Origin of the sequence: Nocardia acididurans, from assembly GCF_016741815.1 — a bacterium.
In the GTDB taxonomy this organism is placed as follows: Bacteria; Actinomycetota; Actinomycetes; order Mycobacteriales; family Mycobacteriaceae; genus Nocardia; species Nocardia acididurans.
Window position 1 is genome coordinate 279,301 of the sequence record NZ_JAERRJ010000011.1, and the last position, 13,933, is coordinate 293,233.

At 69.0% G+C, this 13,933-nt stretch carries 18 protein-coding genes; 7 read left to right on the forward strand and 11 right to left on the reverse strand.

Annotated features, from left to right (window positions below; all coding sequences use genetic code 11):
• The first annotated feature begins 98 nt into the window (after window positions 1-98).
• Window positions 99-1,472: a DUF7159 family protein gene (locus tag JK358_RS28435; RefSeq protein ID WP_201953458.1), complete on the forward strand. Its 1,374-nt coding sequence runs from the start codon at window positions 99-101 to the stop codon at window positions 1,470-1,472.
• Between the two features lie 160 nt (window positions 1,473-1,632).
• On the opposite strand, the gene JK358_RS28440 is transcribed toward JK358_RS28435, so the two are convergent.
• Both JK358_RS28440 and bcp read right to left on the reverse strand, forming a co-directional pair.
• Window positions 1,633-1,872 (reverse strand): hypothetical protein, encoded by a 240-nt coding sequence (locus tag JK358_RS28440; protein ID WP_201953461.1) that lies wholly within the window; start codon window positions 1,870-1,872, stop codon window positions 1,633-1,635.
• Between the two features lie 107 nt (window positions 1,873-1,979).
• Window positions 1,980-2,453, reverse strand: coding sequence for a thioredoxin-dependent thiol peroxidase (gene bcp, locus JK358_RS28445; protein ID WP_201953465.1), 474 nt, complete (start codon window positions 2,451-2,453; stop codon window positions 1,980-1,982).
• Window positions 2,454-2,537: 84 nt separating this feature from the next.
• Between bcp and JK358_RS28450 the strand changes: the two genes are divergently transcribed.
• Complete coding sequence (locus tag JK358_RS28450; protein ID WP_201953468.1) at window positions 2,538-2,762, forward strand: DUF3618 domain-containing protein; 225 nt, start codon at window positions 2,538-2,540, stop codon at window positions 2,760-2,762.
• Between the two features lie 61 nt (window positions 2,763-2,823).
• Here the strand turns inward: JK358_RS28450 and JK358_RS28455 are convergent, their stop codons facing one another.
• Both JK358_RS28455 and JK358_RS28460 read right to left on the reverse strand, forming a co-directional pair.
• Window positions 2,824-3,042, reverse strand: a complete 219-nt coding sequence (locus JK358_RS28455) for an excalibur calcium-binding domain-containing protein (protein WP_307817781.1) — start codon at window positions 3,040-3,042, stop codon at window positions 2,824-2,826.
• Window positions 3,043-3,295: 253 nt separating this feature from the next.
• On the reverse strand, window positions 3,296-4,273 hold the full coding sequence (locus JK358_RS28460; RefSeq protein ID WP_201953474.1) for a pirin family protein: 978 nt from the start codon (window positions 4,271-4,273) through the stop codon (window positions 3,296-3,298).
• A gap of 79 nt (window positions 4,274-4,352) precedes the next feature.
• On the opposite strand from JK358_RS28460, the gene JK358_RS28465 reads away from it, so the two are divergent.
• Complete coding sequence (locus tag JK358_RS28465; RefSeq protein WP_201953477.1) at window positions 4,353-4,817, forward strand: MarR family winged helix-turn-helix transcriptional regulator; 465 nt, start codon at window positions 4,353-4,355, stop codon at window positions 4,815-4,817.
• Between the two features lie 60 nt (window positions 4,818-4,877).
• Here the strand turns inward: JK358_RS28465 and JK358_RS28470 are convergent, their stop codons facing one another.
• Complete coding sequence (locus tag JK358_RS28470) at window positions 4,878-5,912, reverse strand: crotonase/enoyl-CoA hydratase family protein (RefSeq protein ID WP_201953480.1); 1,035 nt, start codon at window positions 5,910-5,912, stop codon at window positions 4,878-4,880.
• Window positions 5,913-5,951: 39 nt separating this feature from the next.
• On the reverse strand, window positions 5,952-6,266 hold the full coding sequence (locus JK358_RS28475) for a hypothetical protein (RefSeq protein WP_201953483.1): 315 nt from the start codon (window positions 6,264-6,266) through the stop codon (window positions 5,952-5,954).
• Between the two features lie 138 nt (window positions 6,267-6,404).
• Here JK358_RS28475 and JK358_RS28480 point away from each other — a divergent pair, with 138 nt between their 5' ends.
• Window positions 6,405-7,265 (forward strand): GNAT family N-acetyltransferase, encoded by an 861-nt coding sequence (locus JK358_RS28480; RefSeq protein WP_201953486.1) that lies wholly within the window; start codon window positions 6,405-6,407, stop codon window positions 7,263-7,265.
• Window positions 7,266-7,299: 34 nt separating this feature from the next.
• Here JK358_RS28480 and JK358_RS28485 read toward each other — a convergent pair whose 3' ends face one another.
• Window positions 7,300-7,926: an APA family fibronectin-binding glycoprotein gene (locus JK358_RS28485; RefSeq protein WP_201953489.1), complete on the reverse strand. Its 627-nt coding sequence runs from the start codon at window positions 7,924-7,926 to the stop codon at window positions 7,300-7,302.
• Between the two features lie 217 nt (window positions 7,927-8,143).
• Between JK358_RS28485 and JK358_RS28490 the strand changes: the two genes are divergently transcribed.
• Window positions 8,144-8,347, forward strand: a complete 204-nt coding sequence (locus JK358_RS28490; protein ID WP_201953492.1) for a cold-shock protein — start codon at window positions 8,144-8,146, stop codon at window positions 8,345-8,347.
• Window positions 8,348-8,445: 98 nt separating this feature from the next.
• Here JK358_RS28490 and JK358_RS28495 read toward each other — a convergent pair whose 3' ends face one another.
• The gene (locus tag JK358_RS28495) at window positions 8,446-9,003 is read right to left on the reverse strand and encodes a TetR/AcrR family transcriptional regulator (RefSeq protein WP_201953496.1); all 558 of its coding nucleotides are present in this window, start codon (window positions 9,001-9,003) and stop codon (window positions 8,446-8,448) included.
• Between the two features lie 116 nt (window positions 9,004-9,119).
• On the opposite strand from JK358_RS28495, the gene JK358_RS28500 reads away from it, so the two are divergent.
• The gene (locus tag JK358_RS28500) at window positions 9,120-10,220 is read left to right on the forward strand and encodes an FAD-dependent oxidoreductase (protein WP_201953499.1); all 1,101 of its coding nucleotides are present in this window, start codon (window positions 9,120-9,122) and stop codon (window positions 10,218-10,220) included.
• 19 nt (window positions 10,221-10,239) lie between these two features.
• On the opposite strand, the gene JK358_RS28505 is transcribed toward JK358_RS28500, so the two are convergent.
• From JK358_RS28505 to JK358_RS28515, 3 genes are all read right to left on the reverse strand, one after another.
• A complete protein-coding gene (locus JK358_RS28505) occupies window positions 10,240-11,004 on the reverse strand; it encodes a VOC family protein (protein ID WP_201953502.1) in 765 nt (254 codons plus the stop codon).
• Window positions 11,005-11,090: 86 nt separating this feature from the next.
• Complete coding sequence (locus JK358_RS28510; RefSeq protein WP_307817782.1) at window positions 11,091-11,750, reverse strand: response regulator; 660 nt, start codon at window positions 11,748-11,750, stop codon at window positions 11,091-11,093.
• Between the two features lie 147 nt (window positions 11,751-11,897).
• On the reverse strand, window positions 11,898-12,683 hold the full coding sequence (locus tag JK358_RS28515) for a sensor histidine kinase (RefSeq protein ID WP_201953506.1): 786 nt from the start codon (window positions 12,681-12,683) through the stop codon (window positions 11,898-11,900).
• Between the two features lie 377 nt (window positions 12,684-13,060).
• Between JK358_RS28515 and JK358_RS28520 the strand changes: the two genes are divergently transcribed.
• A complete protein-coding gene (locus tag JK358_RS28520; protein WP_201953509.1) occupies window positions 13,061-13,804 on the forward strand; it encodes a hypothetical protein in 744 nt (247 codons plus the stop codon).
• Window positions 13,805-13,933 lie beyond the last annotated feature (129 nt).

The window sequence follows — 13,933 nt, forward strand, 5'->3', positions numbered from 1 at the left end:
CCCATCCGCACCGGGAACGGCTCCGAACCTTCATCGCAGCTGCTTCTCAGCTGCACACCCTGGGGGCTGTCTGTACGACGACGTTGGAAGGCTGATCTGTGGTTGCTTCTGCTGTTGTTCGTTCCGCGGTGACCATCGGCGTGGCCACCGAACGCGGCACCGTGCGCGCCGTGGCACTCGCCGAAGACGGCGACAAGCTGGCCGACCGCGTGGTCATGGAACGAACCGAGAAGATCACCGGCGACACCAAGGCGGATCTGGCCGCCGCGGTCGAACTGGTGCTGGAGGAACTCGCCGACAAAATCGCGCCCGATCGCGAGATCGTGGGCGCGGCGGTCGCCTACCGCGATGCCGCCGAACGGCGCGCCATCGTCACCAAGCTCGCCGCCGGGCCGTGGCACGAGGCGTCACTCGTGTCGGCCAAGGCCGCGCATCTGGCCGTCTCCCGCGCCATGAGCTGGGTGGACGAGTTCGAGGATCTCGCCATCTGCGAGGTGGTGCCCGGCTATCAGGCGTTCTCGCTCATCGACTCCGACCGCAGCCGGGTGCTCGCGGCGGTATCGCTCGCGGGCGGCACCGAATCCGAGGAGTCCATGCGCGCGGCCGTCACCGCCGCCTGGGACCAGTTCGACGCCGCCGGGGTGAAACCCGACGCCGTGGTGCTCATCGGCTCGGCCGCAAGTGAATCCGCCGTGGTGGGGGCGCTGGAGGCGGGCTTCGGCGCACCGGTCATCCCGTGCTCGATCGCGGCGGTGGCCCCGGCCATGGGCGCGGCGCTGGCCGCCCTGCCGGAAACCGAGTACGCGGGCGAGGCGGCCGAACGCATCCGCCGGGCGCGCGGCACGGCCGCACTGTTCGCCGCGGCCAGTGTGCTCGCGGGCGGTCTGGTGGCGGGCGGCGTCTACGCCGCGAGCAACAACACCAAGACCGTGCAGGAGCCCATGCTCACCGACGCACGCATCTCGGCCGACAAGCACAACAACCCCGAGCAGAAGATCGGCGACCAGGCACCCGCGCTGCCCGACACAGGCTCGGCTGGTCAGCTCGCCGAAGGTCTCCCGGAGGGCGTCGTCCCCGGCGGTGTCGCGCCCGAGGGCGTGCCCACCCCCACCGACGCGGGGCTGCAGCTGCCCGAGGGCCAAGCGGCCCCCGAGCCCCTCCCCGAACCCGACGTGGTCACGGTCGACCCGGCCACCCTCGACAACTGGGGCCCGAGTTCCGATGCGCAGCTTGCCGATTGGCGTCCCACCAAGCCGCTGATCAAGAGCCAGCCCGACACCGAATCCGAGAGCACCACCCCCGCGGGCATCATCCCGGCCCCCACCCACCCGGTCGGCGCACCCACCGAGGGCGGCCTCTTCCCGGGCGAGATGGCCCCACCCCCACTCGGCACCCCCGAGTTCGCCAAGTGGTGGGACAACCACTGGCACATGATGCTCCAGTGGGCGGCGCAGATGCTGCCCAAGGTGTAACCAACTCTCGGAGCTCTCAGCGGCTTCGCCCCCGAACCCCCGAGGGCGGCAGGGCTTCGCCTCGAAGACCGACCCGGCCCGCTCCGGCGATCCCGGGCCCCGGGATCGTGCCGTTGCCGGATGACTCACCTGCGAGTCATCCGGCGCGGTCGTTTTCCGGCTATCCGATCGGGGTGCGGCACGTCGCCGGGGGCTGGTTCGAGCTGCCGCCGATCACCAGGGCCCAGTGGAACATGCACACCAGGCCGCCCAGGCTGACGCTGCCCGAAGTCTGGCCGTCCGCGACGGCGGTGGTGCCCGTTGCGGGGGCGGGGTCGGCCGTCGCCGCGGGGGCCGCCAGCGCCGGAGCTATGAGTGCTCCGGCGACCAGGGCACCTGCCATCGCCTGACGAATACGCATAAACCTGTCCTCTTCCACTCTGCGACCCCGACCGAAGATCAGGAAACAGGAGTGGGACCGCCTGGGCCAGACCGGAATTCCCGGGGCGCACCGGCCCCGGGACATGGTCATACCGAGAGTTCGCGGCGGAGTTTGGCGACGTGGCCTGTGGCGCGGACGTTGTACTGGGCCACTTCGATCTTCCCCTTCTCGTCGATGAGGAAGGTGGAGCGGATGACGCCGACGACGGTCTTGCCGTACATGGTCTTCTCGCCGAAGGCGCCGTAGGCGGACAGGGTTTCCTTGTCCGGGTCCGACAGCAGCGGGAAGGTGAGGTTCTCGTTGTCGCGGAACTTGGCCAGCTTGGCGGGCTTGTCGGGGGAGATGCCCAGGACGTCGATGCCCGCCTCGTTGAGTTCGGCCAGGCTGTCGCGGAAGTCGCAGGCCTGCTTGGTGCAGCCGGGGGTGCTCGCGGCGGGGTAGAAGTAGACGATCACCTTGCGGCCGCGGTAGTCGGACAGCGACACCTGCTTGCCGTCGGCGTCGGAGAGCGTGAAGGCGGGGGCGGTGTCGCCGGGACTGAGTCGGTGGTTCTCGGTCATGCATGGCACCGTAGTCGACGGGGTGAACGGCCCGCGGCCTATACACTCCAGGCAGGCAGATGCCCCCTTAGACAGGAGTGTGACGTGGCGAGAGATACCGAGGCGATCGAGCGGGAGATCGAGGCCGCGCGTAACCGGCTCGCGAACACCCTCGACGAACTCGCGGTGCGGGCCGATCCGCAGCGGCTGGCCGACAACACCAAGCAGGCGTTCGTAGCGAAGGTGAACGAGCCGAAGATCAAGTACAGCCTCATCGGCGCGGGCGCGCTCGTCGGCCTGCTCGTGCTGGTCAAGATCTTCCGCCGGTAGCAGCGAACAGCAAAACACCCGGTGCGTATCGGCGCACCGGGTGTTTTTGTTCGTCTGTGAATCAGACGGTCGGGCAGGCGAATCCGTCGCCGTCCGGATCCAGGTGCGGGCCGTAGCCGGGCTCGCCGCGGAAGATCGGGGCCTTACCGGCGTTGCGCACATCGTCGCAGTTGCGGTACGAGCCGCCCGCCGACCCGGTCTGGGTCAGGTTCTGCGAGCCGGTCGCGCCCGAGCCGGTGTCGATGGTGGAGGAGCCGGTGCCGGAGGAACCGGTGGGCACGTTGGCAAGGGCGATCATAGAAGGGGCTGCGAAGGTCGTCAGTCCCGCGACGCTGGCGGTGACGAGAAGCCGGCGAACGTTCATGTATTCCTCAATGTCGGCGCAATAGGTGGGGGTGGCGGCGGCCCGGTTCGGCGCGGAGTGCCACCGCTGCCGCGGGGTCGCGACACGGTGGCCGGTCCGGGTCCGGCGTCTACTGTTCTGGCGGAACGTTGCATTGTCAACCGGATGTGCTATCCACCGAGGTGGAAGGCTATTCGCCGAGGCGTCTCCCGGAAAGGTGTTCCGCCGGAATACGTCCCATTCGCCCGGCTTGGAAATCTTCGACGGCATCGATGATCTCCTGACGCGTATTCATGACGAACGGACCGTACTGCACGACGGGTTCCCGCAGGGGTTGCCCGCCCAGCAGCAGCACTTCCATATCGCCGGTACGCGAATCTTGTTTCGTATCCGAAGAAATCATCAGCGCATCGCCCTTGCCGAGCACCACCAGCTGCCCCGCGGACACCGGCCGGCGCTCCGGGCCGACCGTGCCGCTGCCGGACACCACGTACACCATTGCCGTGAACTGTTGCGGCCACAGGGTTTCCAGCTGCCCGCCGGGTGTGAGCGAGGCGTGGGCGTACGCGATCGGGGTGTGCGTGGAACCCGGGCCGTCGAAGCCGCCGACACTGCCCGCGATGAGCCGCACCAGCGTGCCGCCGTCGTGCGAGCTGACCAGTGTCAGCTCCCCGGCCCGCAGATCCTGGTATCGCGGGGCCGCCATCTTCTGCGCCCGCGGCAGGTTCACCCACAGCTGGATGCCGTGGAAGGTGCCGCCCGACATGACCAGTTCCTCGGCGGGCAGTTCGTCGTGCAGGATCCCGGAGCCGGCGGTCATCCACTGGGTGTCACCCTCGGCGATGGTGCCGCCGCCACCGTTCGAGTCGTGGTGCTCGACGGTTCCGTCCATCATGTAGGTGACGGTCTCGAAACCGCGGTGCGGATGCCACGGCGCGCCCTTGGCCTCATAGGGCTGGTAGGTCACCGGGCCCATCTCGTCGAGGAGGATGAACGGGTCGGCCGTGCGCAGCGATACGCTCGGGAAGGGCCGCCGCACTTCGAAACCCGCGCCCTCGCGCTGGGTGTTCGCGGTGACGACGGTGCGCACGGGCCGCTGCACGCTGGTGACATCGGGCCGGGGCAGCCGGGGTAGTACCAGGATGTCGTCGACGGTGATGGCGGGCATCGCTCCTCCTAGCTGGGGCTCGGACACTCCCGAGGGCCGTTGGTGTCCATGTCAACCAAGAGTGGTTAGTATGTATTCCATGGTGCGCTGGTTGACCGACGAGGAACAGACGACCTGGATGTCCTACATCCGCATGCGGCAGCGCCTCGATGCCGCACTCGCCGCGGGAATGGGCGAGGACGGACTGTCCATGTCGGACTACGAAGTGCTGGTGGCGCTCTCGGCCGCGGGCGGAACCATGCGGGCCAAAGAGCTCGGCGCGGAGATCTGCTGGGACAAGAGCAGGCTGTCCAAGCACCTGTCCCGCATGGCCGCGCGCGGACTCGTCGACCGCTGCCAGGCCGCCGAGGACGCGCGCGGGCGTGAGGTGCGGCTCACCGACGAGGGGCGGCAGGCGCTGGAAACCGCCGCGCCCAACCACGTCGAGCTGGTGCGGCGGCTGTTCATGGACGAGATGAGCGACGCCGAGGCGCGGGCGCTGCGCAGCCTGTCGGCGAAGGTCGTCTCGGAGGTCGAGCGCACGGATCTGCCCGGCGGCATCTGACGAGAGGACCCCCGTCATGCCGCGCCGGGATGACGGGGCGGGTCACCGGGATGACTCGGCTCAGGGCTTGTCGGGCCGGTCGAACTGTGCGCGCTTCCAGTCGCCGAAGGGTTCGTCGCGCTCCCGCACGGCCTCGCGGAAACCCGCTGTGGCGGCACGCAATTGGAAGCCGTAGCCCTCGCGGGTGTGGCGGGAGATGCCGTCGAAGACCGTGCTGATCATGCCGGAGTTCGCCACACCCTGGCCGAGCAGTGCGCTGTTGAGGGCCAGCTTCGCCATCACCAGCTGATTGATCGGCACATTCGAGATGCGGTGCAGCAGATCCTCGGTGCGCTCGTCGAGCTGATCGGCGGGCGGCGCCTCGATGGCCAGACCCCATTCCCCGGCCTGCTTGCCGCTGAGGCTGTCACCGGTGAACAGCAGCCGCTTGGCCCGCTGATCGCCGACCCGATGCGCCCACATGCCCGCCGCCGGGATGCCCCAGGTACGGGTGGGCGGGTAGCCGAAGCGGGCATCCTCGGCGCAGATGATCTGATCCGCGAACAGCGCGATATCGGTGCCGCCCGCGATGGCGAACCCGTGCACCTTGGCCACCGTCGGCTTGTTGGCGTGCAGCAGGCTGGAGAACCCACGGTTGAACCGCGACATCATGGCGTAGTCGACGACGGGATCCCAAGTGCCCCAGGGGTTGTGGTTGCGCGCCTGCACCACCGGGTCGAGCACGGTGCCCTCGGTGGGTTGCGCGCCCTCGGCGGGCGCGAAGCTGTTCTCGGCGAAGATCGACAGGTCGTAGCCGCCGCAGAAGCCCTTGCCGCGCCCGCTCACCACGATCACGTGCACGCGCGGATCCAGATCGGCGCGTTCCACGGCGGCCGCGAGCTCGATCGGGGTGTCGGCGGTGATGGCGTTGCCCTGTTCGGGGCGGTTGAAGGTGATTCGGGCGATCCGGCCGGTCACCTCGTAAGTCAGTGTGCGACCGGTGAATTCGCTCTCCGGCTCCGGTCGGCCGCTGAAGAGGGAATCGTCGCCGCCGGTGAGATCGTCGCGCCACGGTGCGGGGCGCGTTCCGGCGTGGTTCTCGTAGTCAGGAGACACTCAAGCAGTGAACCCCGGTTCATTTCTTGCTGTCAAGGGTTACTGCCAGGGTTTGACCGGTGGCTTCACCCAGAGGATCTTCTCGTCGGCGTGGTCGCGGCGTGCGGCGGGGTGGGCCGGATGGCGGGCCGCCCAGGCGTCCTTCTCGTCGAGCAGGCGGGCGACCGCCTGCCAGGTCTCGTCGGTGCTCGGCGGATTGGTTTCGGCGGCGCGCGCGAGTTTGCGGCGCTGGGCCATGGGCATGTCGAGCAGTTCGGCGCCGGTGATCTCGCGCTGCCAGAGGTAGGCGGCCAGGCGGCGCGCCTTCTCTTCCCGGCTGCGGCTGGCGTGATCGGAGTGCGCGTAGTCGGTCATATCGCTGACTCCGCAGGTAGTGGTCGATGTTCGCCTCGACCCTACCCCCGGCCGCCGACACGAATTCCGGGTGCTCGGGCGCGGCGTGATCTCCGCCAACTCCGCGAGTCGCGCGCCGCCCGCGGTTACGGTGAACGTATGCCGGACGCATCGAGCCGCCCCGAGGACCTCGTCATCGACCGTGCCACGCCCACCGAATGGTCGGCTGTCACCGAGTGGGCGGCGGGGGAGGGCTGGAACCCGGGCGCGGGCGATGCCGCCGCCTTCTTCGCCCAGGATTCCGACGGCTTCTTCCTCGGCCGGATCGGCGGCGAGCCGGTGTCGGCGATCTCGGTCGTCAACTACGGCAGCGACTACGCCTTCCTCGGCTTCTACCTGGTGCGCGCGGATCTGCGCGGCCACGGCCTGGGCCTGGCCACCTGGCGGGCCGGGCTGGCGCACGCCGGCGGCCGGGTGGTCGGCCTGGACGGAGTGCCCGATCAACAGGACAACTATCGTCGCAGCGGCTTCGAACTCGCCTATCGCAGTGCGCGATTCGCCGGTGTCCCGCAGTTGCCGCCCGCCGACCGCACCGTGCGCCCGATGGCCCCGGACGACGCTGTGGCGGTCTACCGCTACGACTCCGCCTGCCTGCCCGCCGATCGGCCCGAATTCCTCGCCGAGTGGCTCAGCGGCGCGGGCAGGCACACGATCGTCCGCGTCGTCGACGGCGAGCTCACCGGATTCGCCCAGGTGCGCCCCGCCCGCGACGGCCTGCGGGTCGGTCCGCTGTTCGCCGACGAGGTGGACGACGCCCGCCAATTGCTCTCGGCGCTGGGTGATTTCGCGCCGGGCACGCCGCTGGCCATCGACGTGCCGCTGCGCAACGAGCCCGCCGTGAAGCTCATGGCCGAGGCGGGCCTGTCCCCGAGTTTCGAGACCGCCCGCATGTACACCGGCCGCGTCCGAATCCATCACCAGGACAAGGTCTTCGGCGTCACCTCGCTGGAACTGGGCTGAGCACACAGCAGTCGAGAACCACCGTGGCCGAGAACTACAGTGGCCGAATCGATTCCGCCAGCTTCTGCGCCGCAATCCGATCCACCGGCGATTCGGCGTCCCCGAGCCAGCTGACCCACCAGCGCCGCGACTCCGCCCGCACCACCGCGGCGTACACCTCGGCGCGTGGATTCCGCGAGCTGTCGAAGTCCACCCGGTAGAAGCACGACTTCCCGGTCACCGCACGGCCTTTCACGTCCAGGGTCTCCCGATCCACCCGGGTTCCCGGACTGGGAAAGAAGAATTCCCCCATCCCCGACCCGAGCGCGCAGGCGGCCGATCCGTCGTCGGCATGTTCGGAGGCGAACATGGACCCGTCGAGCTTCCCGAGCAGGAGCATCCCGCTCGCCCCCTCCCGCTGCAGCGCCACCTGCCCGAACACCAGCCGGCCGTCGTCCTCGTCGGGCATCTGCGCCCACCCCTCGGGCGGTACGAAACTCATCCCCGCCGCCGCACTGGATATCCGCCCGCGCTCCTCGGCCTCCGGCCGCACCTCCCGCACGGCCAGCCACCCGATCCCCGCCAGTGACCCCACCAGCGCGACCACGCACACCCCGATCACCCACTTCGCCAGCCGCGGCGAGACGGCGGGTTCCGGCGGCAGAGCCTGATTCGGATCCACCCCGCGAACCTAACAACCCCCCCGCCCGGGGGTCCGCGAGCCGGGCCGTGAGCAGTAATTACGAATTGCCCACAGATTGCGATCCTTGTCTGTTGCCTCACAGGTCAGGGCCCGGAACGTGGGAATCCGCGCTCGGCATGGCATAGTTGATGTCGAGAACGGGAGTTTCACCGAGAAACGCGCTCGGCTCACCTACAGAAAAGAAGTTGTAAACAGCATGGCTCAAGGCAGTGTGAAGTGGTTCAACAGCGAGAAGGGCTTCGGCTTCATCGCTCAGGACGGAGGCGGCCCTGACGTCTTCGTGCATTACTCGGCCATCGGTGGCTCGGGTTACAAGTCCCTCGAAGAGGGGCAGCGCGTCGAGTTCGGCGTGGAGCAGGGCCAGAAGGGCCCGCAGGCGACGGACGTCCGCGCTATCTGATTAGCGTGACCTGGGAGAAGCCCCGCACCATACGGTGCGGGGCTTCTTTCGTTTGTGCCGTGTATACCGCCGGTAATTTGCTGGAAGGCTAGTCGTATTTATTCCGGGGCCGCGAACAGCGCGCGAGCCAGCCGATCCAGCGCGGCGTGCGGGTCGAATTCCGGCTCGGGGCTCACCAGCTGGTGCAGGATGACGCCGTCGGCGTAGTCGACCAGCAGTTTCGCTACGCTGCGGTCGGGATGCAGCGGGGTCAGCAGGCTTTCGGCCCACGCGGTCAGCGCGCGATGGCCGCGCTGCACGGATTCCTGCAGCGGGACCACCGTCTGCGCTTCCATGAACAATGCGTATCGGGCCAGGGTGCGGATCCGGTCGGTGGTCGCCGCGTGCCGGATGAATTCGGCCATTCCCGCCACCAGCTCGTCGATGGTGGTCGGTGCGGGCCGGTGGCTGAGCGCGGCCCAGTCGTGGTGATCGCGCTGCTCGAGCCGTTCGGCGATCCCCGAGAGCAGGGCTTCGCGGGTGCGGAAGTAATTGGAGCTGGATCCGGCGGGCATGCCCGCGGCTTCGTCGACCGCGCGGTGGGTGAGCGCGCGCAGGCCACGGCTGCCGAGTAGTTCGATGGCCGCGTCCAGGACGAGTTCGCGCTTGGTGGACATGCCCGGAGACTACATCAGTAGTGACATGCACTACAGCTGTAGTATGGAATACTACAGCTGTAGTACGGTCATTCTCGTCCGGCTCGATGCCGGGCCGGAGTGAAGGGAACAGGTCCATGCCCAAGGTGATCGTCGTCGGCGGCGGTATCGCCGGTCTGGCAACCGCCATCGCGTTCCAGCGTCGCGGCTGGGAGATCGAGGTGCTCGAGAAGGCCGCCTCGATCACCGAAGTCGGTGCGGGACTGTCCATCTGGCCCAATGCGCTGCGCGCGCTGGACGCCCTGGGCGTGGGGGAGCAGGTGCGGGCCCGTGCGCTCGAGGAGGGTTCGGCCGGAATCCGGGATGCCAAGGGCCGCTGGCTGTCTCGCACCGACGAGGCCGCTGTCCGGGCACGCTACGGCAGCCCGATCATGATGCATCGCGCCGACCTGCTCGACATCCTGCGCGCCGCAGTCCCGGAAACCGCACTGCGCACCGGTATTTCGGTGACCGGCGTGCGTGCCGGTGGCACCGTCGCGCACTCGCGGGGTGAGTCCACCGGCGATCTGGTGGTCGGCGCCGACGGTATTCGCAGTACCGTGCGCCGCGCGCTGCTGGGCGACATCCAGCCGCGCTACAGCGGCTACACCGCCTGGCGGGTGGTGGTCGCACCCGCCGAGCCGATCACCAGAATGGGCGAAACCTGGGGCCGCGGTGAGCGTTTCGGCTACGGCGTTCTCGCCGACGGCCGCGTCTACTGCTTCGCCACCGCCAACGCTCCGGCCGATTCTCCCGGGGGCGGGCTCGCGGAGCTGCGCCGTCGCTTCGGCGACTGGCACGATCCCATCCCGGCGCTGCTGGCCGCCGCCGACGAAGCGGCCGTCCTGCACAATGACATCTACGATCTGCCCGCCCTGAAAAGCTTTGTGGGCGAACGTATCGCCCTGGTGGGCGACGCCGCCCACGCCATGACCCCCAATCTCGGGCAGGGCGCGTGCCAGGCACTGGAGGACGCCGTCGTGCTGGCCCGGGTGGCCGCCGCGGGCGGTCCGCTCACCGCCTACGACGGCGAACGCCGCCCGCGCACCCGGATGATCGCGTCCCGTTCCTATCGGATCGGCGCTGTGGCCCAATGGGAGTCGGCCCCGCTGGTCGCGCTCCGCGCCGCGATCATGCGTCTGACGCCCGCGTCGGCGCAGTTCAAAGCCCTTGCCCCGGTGCTGGATTGGACCTGTTGACCACCGGGGCGACGGTCGATCAGGACGGCGGGGCGGAACGGATGATGCGGAAATCCGCGCCGAAGGGATCGCGCAGTCCCGCGATCCGCCCGAACGGCGTGTCCTGGGCGGTGAGGGTCACGGTGGCGCCGGCGGTGGTCGCGCGGTCCACGGTGGCGTCGGTGTCCGCCACCTCGAAATAGGTGACCCACAGTGGTTTGGATCCGGTGGGGTCGCCCTCGATGCCGCCGACGGCACGGTCGTCGGCGCGATGCAGCACCGTGTAGTCGATGTCGGGCAGCGGTTCGAGCCGGAATTCGAAGACGGTGGAATAGAATTCGCGCGCGGGCTGCGGCTGGGCGGTGAGCAGTTCGTTCCACACGAGGGTGCCCGGCTCGTTCACGATCTGCGCGCCGATGTGCGCCCGGCCCTCCCACAGTCCGAACTGCCCGCCCACCGGATCGACGCCGATGGCCGTGCGCCCCTGATCGGTGATATCCATTGCGGCCATGGGGATCCGGCCGCCCGCATCGCTGATGCGCTTGAGTGTGCCGTCCACATCATCGGTGGCGAAGTACATGTTCCACCAGAATTCGGTGGCCTCCGGGTCGGGGTTCTTCATGAGCGCGGCCACGGGTTTCCCGCGCACCAGGCACATGGTGTAGTACCCCATCTCGGCCGGACCCTCGAGGAACTCCCATCCGAACACCGCGGCGTAGAACTCCATCGCGGCGCGGTGATCGGGCACACCGAGGTCCACCCAGGTGGGCGTGCCGTACGGCTGGGGCTGTGAGATCTCTACCATGGCCTGCTCCTTAGCGACGTGCGGTGAGGTTCACCACCCCATCCTCGTCCGCCGGGAGCCGCGCCTCGCGGAAAACGGAAAAGCTCTCAGGCCAGGCCGTGCCGTCGCGCGTATTCGACCGCCGCCGCGCGGTCGCGGGAGGAGGTCTTGGCGAAGATCCGGTTGATGTGGGTCTTGACCGTATTCGCGCTCAGGAACAGTGATTTGCAGATCTCGGCATTGGTCATACCGCGGGCGACCAGGGACAGGATCTCGGCTTCGCGCCGGGTCAGGCCGTCGGGCAGCCGGGGCGCTTCCGGGATGCCGCGGGCCGCCGCCAGCAGGGTGTCCTGCACCTGCGGGTCCATCACCGCCAGACCGCTCACCGCGGAGTGCAGGGCGCGGGCGATGCCGGCCCGGTCGGCGTCCTTGGTGAGGAAGCTGCGGGCGCCGGCGCGCAGTGCGGCCAATACCGAGGCGTCGTCGGCGTAAGTCGACAGGATGACCACGACGACGTCGGGGTAGTCGACGGCCATGCGCGTGGCCGTCTCGATGCCGTCGAGGACCGGCATGCGCAGGTCCAGCAGGACCGCGTCCGGATTGTGCTCGGCGACCCGTTCCAGGGCCTGCTGGCCGTCGGCGGCGGTGGCCACCACGTCGATATCGGGCAGCACGTTGAGCATGAGCGCCAGACCTTCGCGCACGCTGGCCTGGTCGTCGGCGACCACGATGCGCAGCGGCTGGTCGGCGCTGGTTCCCGAATTCACGCGAGGGTCACCACAGGGATCTGGTCGGTCTGGACATTCGAGTTCACTGGTGCCTCCCCTTCCTGCACAGTGTGACGAGCTATAGCGGCTACCGTGGTCTCGGAGGCGGGCCAGTGTAGCAATTGAGTGATCGGCGGGGTGATGTCATCACCGTGATGGGGTGATTTCCCCGGTGGGTGCGGTGGAGTGCGGGGTGGACGGCACGCGGGCGGTGACGACCCAGCGGTCTCCGTCGGCGCCGGCGGTGACCGAACCCTCGAGCGGGAGCAGCCGCTCGCGCATGCCCAGCAGGCCGTAGCCGCCGTCCACGTCGCGGTAGTAGCGGTCGGGCTCGCCGTGGCCCAGTGGATTGGCGATGCTGACCACGACCTCGTCGAGGCGATAGCTCAGCACGACGCTGACCGGTTGGCCGGGTGCGTGTTTGGCCGCGTTCAGCAGGGCTTCGCCGACCACGCGCAGCAGGGCCTGAGAGGTTTCCGGCGGCAGCCAGTCCGGTTCGTCCTCGATGGTGAGGCTGGCCCGAGCCTGCAGACTGCGTCGATGCCGGTCCACCAGGGCGGCCAGTTGCTCGCCGAGGGGCTGCGGGTCGCGACGCAGGGCGTGCACCGCGCGATGCGTCTCGCGCAGGCCCTCCTGGGTGGTGAGCTGCAGCTCCTCCAGCAACTTCACGGCACTGTCCACGTCGCCGAGATCGGCCAGAACGGTGTGCAGGACCTGCAGCTGAATACCCAGCACTCCCAGCGAACCGGCCAGTACGTCGTGGATCTCCCGGGAGATGCGGACCCGCTCGGCCAACACTGCCTCTCGCGCCACGGACGCCGACCGGGTGCCCGGCGTCTGCGTGGTCGGGTCGGCGCCGCCGGCCACCCGCGCGGTGCCCTGGCCGTCGCAGTGCGCGCGCGGTTCGGGTGCCGGACGCGTTGAAGTCGGCATGTCGACAGAGTGCATGCCCCTATTTAAACACCAATAGGATCGGTTCCGCGTCGGCGCAGATCAGCCGGACAGAGTGGCAAAAGCCATAGCGCTCACCGATACTCGGGCGCAGCTGTGCAGGTGTCTCACATGCGCCATTTATCGTCCGGACCGACCGTAACGTTTGTGCACTCGTCGCCGATGTCCATCGATACCGCGATTCTGACTGGGGATCCGGGGTGAGGTCGTCACCCGTCCGGGGTGATTCGTTCCTCACCCCGGATCGCTGCTGTCGGGACTCCTACGACACCGCTCACCCCGTACGGCGACGCAATCACCCCGGGTACTGAGGCATCGTCATTCCGTACGTTCGAGAACTGTGACCGAAAGGTGGGCCGGTGTTTCATGCCGAGGCAGACGTACCGGCCGCCGGCCTGGGGCAGCCGGTGATCGATGTACTGATCCTCGGGGCCAGTTGGGCGACCGCGCAGCATCCGGTTGTCGACGCGTTCACCGGGGCACTGGATCCGGCTCGGTTCAGCCCGCGCGTGCTGTCCTACTCCGCCCCCGGCGGCGGCCGCTCGGCCCTGCTCGACGAGCTGCGCCGCGGTTCCGGTCCGGTGGTGCTGGCGGGCTACGCGCAGGGCGCGGCCATCGTCGGCGATCTCGCCGCGGCGGCGTCGGCCGACCCGCGGTGGCGGGCCCGGATCGCCGGGTGCGCGCTCATCTCCGATCCGCTGCGTCCGGCCGGCGTCGCGATCGGGGCCGATCCCGGCGGCTACGGCATGCTCGGCGAGCGCCGGATCGACGGGGTGCCGGCCTACTGGTCCGCGGCGCACGGCGATCTGACCACCGCGCTGTGCGCCGACAGCGCACTGCGTTCCATCGCGGAGGTGTGCGAATACGCCGACCTCGCGAGCGTGGAGGAGATGGTCGACTGGGGCCGGCGGATGGTCGACGCGGACATCCGCGACCAGCTGCGCTGCTACCCCTTCGGGCTGCGGTCCTGGAACGCGCGCGGCGCGGAGCTGAGCCGGCTCAGCGCCTATCTCTTCACCAGACAGTATGTCGACGAGTATCTCGTCGAGGGCGGTGCGGTTTCGTTGGCGGAGGTGCTCAATCGTGAGCTGACAATCTGCTGACGAATTATCCGCATTGGTTTTTGAGATCGAAGTAGCCCGCCCGCCGGGCGCCGCGCCGCGACCGGCGCGCCCCGGCGCCGGCGTGGCAGGACGCAGTGCTCCCGCGGCGCTGCAGAAGTGAGGTTACGG